Raw genomic sequence first — 2192 nt, 5'->3', positions numbered from 1 at the left:
CAGCTCGACACCGTCCTGCGCCCCAAGGTCGACGCGGCCCTCCACCTCCACGAACTCACCCGCCACCTCGACCTGTCCGCCTTCGCCCTCTTCTCGTCCGTCGCGGGCGTCCTCGGCAATCCGGGCCAGGCGAACTACGCCGCCGCCAACACCTTCCTCGACGCCCTCGCCCACCGCCGCCACGCCCAGCATCTCCCCGCCACCAGCCTCGCCTGGGGACAGTGGGAGCAGGCCAGCGGCATGACCGGGGAGTTGTCGGAGGCCGACCTCGCGCGGCTGTCCCGCGCCGGTATCCGTCCCATGCCGACCGAGACGGCGCTGGCGCTCTTCGACGCCGGTACCGGATCCGAGGCTCTGGTCGTACCCGCGCACCTGGACGTCAAGGTGCTGCGGGCGCGGGAGGCCGAGGGAGCGTTGCCTGCCGTGCTGCGGGAGCTGGTGCGGTCGGCGGGGCCCGCTCGGCGTACGGCCGCCACGGCCCGGGACGCGGCCGAGGGCCCGTCGTTCGCGGAGCGGCTGTCGGCCTTGAACGAGAGCGAACAGGGCGCTGTCGTACTGGAGTTGGTGCGGAGCCATGTCGCGGCGGTGCTCGGATACGCGTCGTCGGGCTCGGTGGATCCGGTCAGCTCGTTCAAGGAGATCGGCTTCGACTCCCTCTCCGCGGTCGAACTGCGCAACCGACTGGGTGCCGCGACGGGGCAGCGGCTGCCCTCGACGCTCATCTTCGACTACCCGACCTCGGAAGCCCTGGCCGGTCATCTGGTGGAGACGCTGGCTCCGGCCGGGTCCTCGCATCACGTTTCCCTGCTGGGTGAAATCGACCGGCTGGAATCCGTGCTCGCCACGGCCGGGGCCGACGGCCAGGACGGCGCGACGATCACCACCCGCCTGGAACTGCTCCTGGCGAAATGGAAGGAGACACAGAGCTCCGCTGCGCACACCAGTGTCGCGGACCGGCTCCAGGCGGCGACGCCTGACGAGGTCCTCGATTTCATCGACAACGAACTCGGGGTCTCCTGAACGCGGGATACCGCCTTCCGCGGCTGGCTCATAGGAGGAGCACGTCACATGGCTAACCAGGAAAAGTTGGTCGACTACCTGAAGCGGGTCGCCGCCGACCTCCACGAGACGCGGCAGCGGTTGCGCGCGGTCGAGGAGAAGGACCAGGAGCCGATCGCCATTGTCGGCATGGCCTGCCGGTTCCCCGGCGGCGCCGACACCCCGGAACGCCTGTGGGAGCTGGTCGCGGAGGGCCGTGACGCCATCGCCGGATTCCCCACGGACCGGGGCTGGGACCTCGACGCGCTCTATGACCCCGACCCGGACCGTTCCGGTACGTCGTACACCCGTTCCGGCGGATTCCTTCTCGACGCGGCGGAATTCGACCCCGCGCCCTTCGGCATATCCCCGCGGGAAGCACTCGCCATGGACCCGCAGCAGCGCCTGATGCTGGAGGTTTCCTGGGAAGCGCTCGAACGTGCGGGAATCGCCCCGGATTCACTCAAGGGCAGCTCCACGGGTGTCTATGTCGGCGCCGGAAACCTCGGTTATCTCGTGGGTATGCAACAGGCCCGGCAGGGGGTGGAAGGACATTCCCTGACCGGAAACATCGGCAGCATCATCTCCGGCCGGATTTCCTACACCTTCGGTCTCGAAGGGCCCGCGGTCACGGTCGACACCGCCTGCTCCTCCTCGCTGGTGGCGCTGCACTCCGCCGTTCAGGCGCTGCGCAACGGCGAGTGCTCGCTCGCGCTGGCGGGCGGTGTGACGATCATGCCCAACCCGGTGGAGTTCGTGGAGTTCAGCCGGCAGCGGGTGCTGTCGCCGGACGGCCGCTGCAAGGCGTTCGGCGCGACCGCCGACGGCACGGGGTTCTCCGAGGGTGTGGGTGTGCTGCTCGTCGAGCGGCTGTCGGACGCGCAGCGTCATGGGCACCGGGTCCTGGCCGTCGTACGGGGATCCGCCGTCAACCAGGACGGTGCGAGCAACGGGCTCACCGCGCCCAACGGGCCGTCGCAGCAGCGGGTGATCCGGCAGGCTCTCGCCAACGCCCGCCTCGCGCCGAACGACATCGACGCGGTGGAGGCGCACGGCACGGGGACCGCGCTGGGCGACCCGATCGAGGCGCAGGCACTGCTGGCGACGTACGGAAAGGAACGGACCGAGGACCGGCCGCTGTGGCTGGGCTCGGT

The 2192-nt window shown here is 70.1% G+C and carries 2 protein-coding genes; both read left to right on the top strand.

Features of this window, described 5'->3' with window-relative positions:
• The coding region (locus ACH47Z_RS47110; protein ID WP_399086808.1) for a beta-ketoacyl reductase at nt 1–1020 on the top strand (1020 nt) is incomplete at its 5' end.
• A gap of 48 nt (nt 1021–1068) precedes the next feature.
• A partial coding sequence (locus tag ACH47Z_RS47105) for a beta-ketoacyl synthase N-terminal-like domain-containing protein (RefSeq protein WP_399086805.1) occupies nt 1069–2192 on the top strand: 1124 nt, incomplete at its 3' end.

This window comes from Streptomyces sp. NPDC020192 (assembly GCF_044388685.1).
Taxonomy (GTDB): domain Bacteria; phylum Actinomycetota; class Actinomycetes; order Streptomycetales; family Streptomycetaceae; genus Streptomyces.
This window is presented reverse-complemented; position numbering and strand designations above follow the sequence as displayed.